Genomic DNA, 5,511 nt, shown 5'->3' on the forward strand with positions numbered 1-5,511 from the left:
CGACGAGGTGAAGCGCGAGACCGCGCTGATCCTCGGCAGCTTCTACAGCACGATGCTGCGCAACGAGATCTTCGATTTCGCGCAGATCGGCGCGTTCATCGAGCGGGCCGACAACACCGCGCGGATCCTCGACGTCAAATACCACTTGCTGCTGCCGTCGGTGTCGCACGTCGGCACGCTGCTCGATACCAACCACTGGGAGTCGATCTTGCGGTCGGTCGAAGCCAACAACTCTTACCGTTGGGTATACGACGTGCAGTACAAGCCGATGAACATCGCCGACTACCTGATCCTGAACGGCCGCATGCCGCGTTCGCTGCGCTATTGCTACGGCCGCGTGATGTCGAGTCTCAACCTGCTGGTCAAAGAGCATGGTGCCGCTCACGCGTGCCACGACACCGCGGCACAGATGCTCACGACGCTGTCCGACAGTACGATCGAACGCATCTTCAAGAACGGCGTGCACGAATTCCTGACCGGATTCATTCGGCGCAACCACCGACTGGGGCTGGAAATCGCCCAGGCGTACAACTTCAACTGAACGCAATCATGCACCTCTCGATTGTTCATACGTCCCGCTATGTCTACGATGCGCCCGTGCAGCAGGCTATTCAACGCATGTGCCTTCACCCATTGTCGAATGCGAGTCAGACGGTCGTCGATTGGGAGATCCGGGTCAATGGAAAGCAGCCCGGGTTGTCGTATCTCGACGGATTCGGGAATCGAGTCGATCTTGCCGACCATGTTTCGAGCGCGAGCGAGATCGTGATCGAAGCCGTCGGAAACGTGACGACGCGCGACGTGACGGGGGTGGTTGGCTATCTCGACGATTGCGCTCATCCGTGGCTGTTTCTGCGTGAGACGCAGTTGACCAAGGCGGCGGGCGCGCTCGAAGAATTCGCGATGTCGTTTTCCGGTGTGTCGAATCAGCTGATGGTGCTCCATGAACTGATGGAGGCGATCCATGACCAGTTCGAATTTGCAACCGGCTTCACGGATGTCGATACCGATGCCGAGACGGCATGGGCCGGCGGAAAGGGCGTTTGCCAGGACTATGCGCAGGTCTTCATTGCGGCCTCCCGCCGGCTGGGTATTCCAGCACGCTATATCTCGGGCTATCTGCTGATGGACGGCCAGGTGCGACAGGCGGCCAGCCATGCGTGGGCGGGCGCCTATGTGGAGGGTCTCGGCTGGGTCGGCTTCGATCCCGCGAACAACATCTGCCCCAACGAACATTACGTGAAACTGGCGGTAGGCATGGATTATCACGGCGCATCTCCCGTCAGAGGGTGCAGCAGGCAGGGAAGCGGAGGATCCCTCGGCGTGGAGATCGATGTGCGTCGAGCCGTTGCGTGACGCACTCGTTGCTGGGTCGTCGGGTTGGTTGAAATGCGCATATCGCTTGCCGGCGGAAATTCGGTTGGGTACGTTGTTCATGCGGATTTCCAATCACCGCGCGTTGGCGGCAAATAGCGATTTCGGATCCGCCGAACGCCGAACGCGGATCGTGCGGGAGGACTCCGAGTCGACAAGGCGGGTAGGTGCGCTCGAAATGAAATCAGGATGCAATTCATCAAATGGAGATCGTGATGACGACGTCGACAAATATGCAAGGTGCAGGGGAACGGGAAGCGAACTACGCGGGTCATGAAGGCGTCGACGCTTTCGATGAAGAGAACGTGCGCGAGGCGCTTCGCGATCGACTCAAGCATGTCAAGAAGAGGGCGGCAGAAGCGCAGGTGATTGTCGTCGAGAAGGGAAAGAAGACCGCTCGTGTCGCGAACGAGTACGTGCACGATCGCCCATGGACAACGGCGGCAACCGCGCTCGGAGTGGGGGTGCTGATCGGGTTGCTGATCGGTCGGCGTTGAGCGCAAGCACCGGCCCGGCTGTCGCGTCGAACTGAACCTCTTTCGGAACGCGACCTGTTTGCCGGTGAGGTCGCGTGTTGAAGCGCCTTCCGCGAGCAATGACAAGCGGCCATCGTGACGGATGGCCGTATCCATATAAGCGTACTCGCGGCGAGGAAATCGTATGAAATTCGGGGTCATCCGTCGTTCACCTTTGCGGTGCCGCGTTCTTCAACTGCTGGTCTGGCCGCAGGTGATTGGCGGGCGGCAGGCCGCCCACGCAGACCACGCTAACGGGGCGGTTTCGAATCGTTCCGCCCTATCGATTGCACACGCAGAATCAGACAATTCTAGAAAGATCCAACATGAGTCACCCTTCTCGACGCGACCGACGGCCGCTCACGAAATCGATGCTGCTTCCGCTGCCTTCGGTGGACGTGCGACGTTTATCGCTGAGATTTCACCTTGCTCTTGCAACGATGAGCTCGGGTCACGGAAGCGGTGACCAGTTCATGGCATTGCTCGGCACCATCTATATCGCATTCTTCTTGCGCGATATCGAGATCGACGATGTCGATCTAGGCTTATACAAGCGTGCTGAAGACGCGCTGGAGCAATGCATGCAGCGCGTCGAGCAAGGGCAACCATGGACGCTCCTGGTCGATGAGCGTATCGCAATCGAGCAAATGGTGACGTTCCACGACATACAGTTATTGATCGCCCCTGCGCATCGCTATGTCGATGCCTGGGAGCGCGTGCGATGTGTCATCGAGCAGGGACGCCCGTCGCCGATACCGGCGTGAACACGCTGACATGCGTGTCGGCAGAAGCGGCTTCGTGCCCCCGAGCGATCGTTCGGTACGCACGTCAAGCGCGCCGCGCTTCCGACGGTTTGCAGTTCCGGTTTCGAGAACCCTCGTCACCGGCAAGTGCCGATCTCGATTGAATCGTAGCGTGTACCCAGCGGGTGCCTTGTCGACAGACAGCCACCTGCATTGGTCGGAACAGCGCGCGTGCCCCGTGTCGGGCGTCCGCTGGATAAGCCAGCGCCGCGGCGAGTTCGGCATCGATGCGGGCCGCGTTCGCGTCCGCATCGGCTTCCGACAGCAGGCCACCTTCCCGCTTCGCAATGACTGCACTCGCAATGGAGTTTTCGCAGGAGAATGGATCGGCGACTCGTGTGATGGTTGGGGTGCCCATGCGTGCGGCGATCAGGTTCGGCATCATGTCGAGCGGCGCGACGACGCCCGTGCACGGGATGCGGTCGCGGCCGACCACGAACAGTTCCTTGACCGGGCCGCCGTCCGGGCTGATCACCGACCAACGGTAGAGCGGCTGGCCGCTCGGGTCGTTTGCCATCCGAATCACCCAGATCGCATGCATGAACGCGATCATCGTGAAGTTCGGTAATGGCATGAACGCGAAGTGGGACAGCGACGCTGTGCAGTCGGGCGACATGGGGGCGCTTCTTGCGTCTCAAATTGAGCTTTTCACCCGAGGCACGGTTTACGGAGCAACGTTGCTTTCCGCAAAAATCATATCAATGACGGAGGCGCCGAGCGCCAGGCGCCACGACGGCCACAGTCCTGTGGCGTGCTGCACCGAATCCGTGGCGAATTGCATTCGCCAGACGATGGAGGCACCACTCGCGTGCGCTGCTGCGCAAAGCGGGCATGTCTGGTCAAAAGGCGAAGAACATGACTAAATGAATCCGTCCGCCAGAAGACCGGGACGATAAAAATGGAGCGCGACGGCGGCTCCGCCTTGGGAAGCCAAAGGGGGCGCATTGAGCTGCGGTAGCAGCCCTTATCGTTCATTACGGACGTACTCTCGGGCGTGCGCCTGCCTGCTTGTGCGGGGCACCTAAAGGGTAGATGCTTGTGTCGGCGAGGGGGCGAGATGACGCGCAATGGCAGGATTCGGTAGTGCGAGATTTCGTGGGGGTGACGGTGCCGCCGTGCTGCTGCGAGCGATTGTCGGGTTTCCTGATCTGCCAATTGCCCCAACCTCGGAAGCGTCGATGAGTCGCTTGGGGGCAAGCATCCGTCGGATAACGACGATACCCCCGAATTGTGGCTGAAGAACCTAGAGAGATAGCGCACATCAAGGAGATCGTCATGAAACGATTCGGAAATCTGTTGTGGTCCGGTGCATTGTCGGCAATGGTGGCACTGAGCGCATCGGCGCTTGCCGACACGAAGCCCACGTTGAAGATCGGCTACGTAGAAGGCTGGGACGACAGCGTCGCGACGTCGAACGTCGCGGCCCGCGTGATCGAGAAGAAACTCGGCTACCCGGTCCAGCTCGTGCCGGTCGCTGCCGGGATCATGTGGCAGGGCGTGGCGCGCGGCGACCTCGACGCGACGTTGTCCGCGTGGCTGCCCGTCACGCATGGCGCCTACTGGAGCGAATACAAGACGAAGGTCGTCGATCTCGGCGCGAACTTTCCCGACGCGAAGATCGGCCTGATCGTTCCCGACTACGTGAAGGCGAAGAGCATCGTGGATCTGAACGCGGAGAAAAGCAGCTTCGGCGGCCGGATCGTCGGCATCGATGCGGGCGCGGGCGTGATGCGCAAGACTGACGAAGCGATCAAGAGCTATGGCCTGAACTACACGCTGATGCCGAGTTCGGGCGGCGCGATGACGGCCGAGCTGTCGCGCTCCGTCGGTGCGAACAAGCCGGTGATCGTGACCGGCTGGGCGCCGCACTGGATGTTCGCGAAGTGGAAGCTGCGTTTCCTCGAGGATCCGAAGAAGGTGTTCGGCGGCGCGGAGCACGTCGACAGCGTCGTGAATCCTCAGCTCGAAACGAAGGCCAAGCCGGTCGTCGCGTTCCTGAAGAAATTCCAGTGGAAGCCGGGTGAGATCGACAGCGTGATGCTCGCGATCCAGAACGGCTCGAAGCCGGAAGCGGCCGCCGATGCATGGATCGCTGCGCACGCCGATCGCGTGAATGCGTGGACGGAAGATGTGAAGCAGTAATGCTCGGGTAGTGGAACGGAAGCAGATTGACAATCCGGGCAGGCTTGATTGCCGATCTGGAAAAATGTGCAAATTGTATTCGGTCGATCAGGCCCTATTCACTTGGACGTGTATGGATCAAGCCGAAACTGTCGTGGGTTGCTGAGGGTTTCGCTTTCGCATTGCGCAAGCCCGTATCGGGTCATGTGTGAGAGTACAGAGTCAGCCATTGAGTGACGTTTTCGTGATGGCTGATTCTTTCGGGCGATCTTGGATGTGGCCTCGAACGATTGACGGCTGATTGTACGGATCGGATGTGGCTGCCTTTCTCAATCTGTCGAATTCCAATATCCGTTGTTTTTTCGCTCCGTCTTATCGAAAGGCGGTTAATCAGTTTCGGCCGAATTTGCAAGGCGATCCGGAAAGCGTTGTCGTGGATCGATAGATTATTTCTGAGTTTTAGAAATGTGGATTCGGCGCAGGATGATAGTTGGATGAAGAGGTCGGTTTCGATGCATACCCCGAAAGTTGTGATAGAAAATCTATGTAAGGTGTTCGGAAACAATCCGCGGCAGGCGCTCGACATGCTCGCCGCCGGCGCGACGAAGGACGAGGTGCTGAAGCGCACCGGCCAGGTCGTCGGCGTGCACAACGTCTCCTTCGATGTGCAGGAAGGCGAAATTTTCGTGCTGATGGGC

6 protein-coding genes and 2 pseudogenes are annotated in these 5,511 nt (G+C 59.5%); 7 read left to right on the forward strand and 1 reads right to left on the reverse strand.

The window, feature by feature from the left end; genetic code table 11:
- The 4 genes from G3N64_RS38065 to G3N64_RS38080 all read left to right on the forward strand — a co-directional run.
- The coding region (locus G3N64_RS38065; protein WP_205788739.1) for an alpha-E domain-containing protein at window positions 1-541 on the forward strand (541 nt) is incomplete at its 5' end.
- 8 nt (window positions 542-549) lie between these two features.
- Complete coding sequence (locus G3N64_RS38070) at window positions 550-1,356, forward strand: transglutaminase family protein (RefSeq protein WP_205788740.1); 807 nt, start codon at window positions 550-552, stop codon at window positions 1,354-1,356.
- Between the two features lie 233 nt (window positions 1,357-1,589).
- Window positions 1,590-1,871: a hypothetical protein gene (locus G3N64_RS40495; protein ID WP_346778857.1), complete on the forward strand. Its 282-nt coding sequence runs from the start codon at window positions 1,590-1,592 to the stop codon at window positions 1,869-1,871.
- A gap of 389 nt (window positions 1,872-2,260) precedes the next feature.
- Entirely contained in the window at window positions 2,261-2,653 is a 393-nt protein-coding gene (locus G3N64_RS38080) for a hypothetical protein (RefSeq protein WP_205788742.1), read from the forward strand.
- A 346-nt stretch (window positions 2,654-2,999) separates the two neighbouring features.
- On the opposite strand, the pseudogene G3N64_RS38085 reads toward G3N64_RS38080, so the two are convergent.
- A pseudogene (locus G3N64_RS38085) lies at window positions 3,000-3,308 on the reverse strand (hypothetical protein); the annotation flags it as partial.
- On the opposite strand from G3N64_RS38085, the gene G3N64_RS38090 reads away from it, so the two are divergent.
- The 3 genes and pseudogenes from G3N64_RS38090 to G3N64_RS38100 form a co-directional block, all read left to right on the forward strand.
- Window positions 3,232-3,555 (forward strand): hypothetical protein, encoded by a 324-nt coding sequence (locus tag G3N64_RS38090; protein WP_205788744.1) that lies wholly within the window; start codon window positions 3,232-3,234, stop codon window positions 3,553-3,555. The pseudogene G3N64_RS38085 and the gene G3N64_RS38090 sit on opposite strands and share 77 nt — an antisense overlap.
- Window positions 3,556-3,967: 412 nt before the next feature.
- Window positions 3,968-4,834: a glycine betaine ABC transporter substrate-binding protein gene (locus tag G3N64_RS38095; RefSeq protein ID WP_205788743.1), complete on the forward strand. Its 867-nt coding sequence runs from the start codon at window positions 3,968-3,970 to the stop codon at window positions 4,832-4,834.
- Window positions 4,835-5,307: 473 nt separating this feature from the next.
- A pseudogene (locus G3N64_RS38100) lies at window positions 5,308-5,511 on the forward strand (glycine betaine/L-proline ABC transporter ATP-binding protein); the annotation flags it as partial.

It is taken from the genome of Burkholderia sp. Ac-20344 (assembly GCF_017104975.1).
Lineage (GTDB): Bacteria > Pseudomonadota > Gammaproteobacteria > Burkholderiales > Burkholderiaceae > Burkholderia.

What these genes read in the sequence shown, in the direction of transcription:
- G3N64_RS38070 (WP_205788740.1), top strand. Translation starts at nt 550, where the DNA reads ATGCACCTCTCGATTGTTCATACGTCCCGCTATGTCTACGATGCGCCC.
- G3N64_RS40495 (WP_346778857.1), top strand. Translation starts at nt 1,590, where the DNA reads ATGACGACGTCGACAAATATGCAAGGTGCAGGGGAACGGGAAGCGAAC.
- G3N64_RS38080 (WP_205788742.1), top strand. Translation starts at nt 2,261, where the DNA reads ATGCTGCTTCCGCTGCCTTCGGTGGACGTGCGACGTTTATCGCTGAGA.
- G3N64_RS38090 (WP_205788744.1), top strand. Translation starts at nt 3,232, where the DNA reads ATGAACGCGATCATCGTGAAGTTCGGTAATGGCATGAACGCGAAGTGG.
- G3N64_RS38095 (WP_205788743.1), top strand. Translation starts at nt 3,968, where the DNA reads ATGAAACGATTCGGAAATCTGTTGTGGTCCGGTGCATTGTCGGCAATG.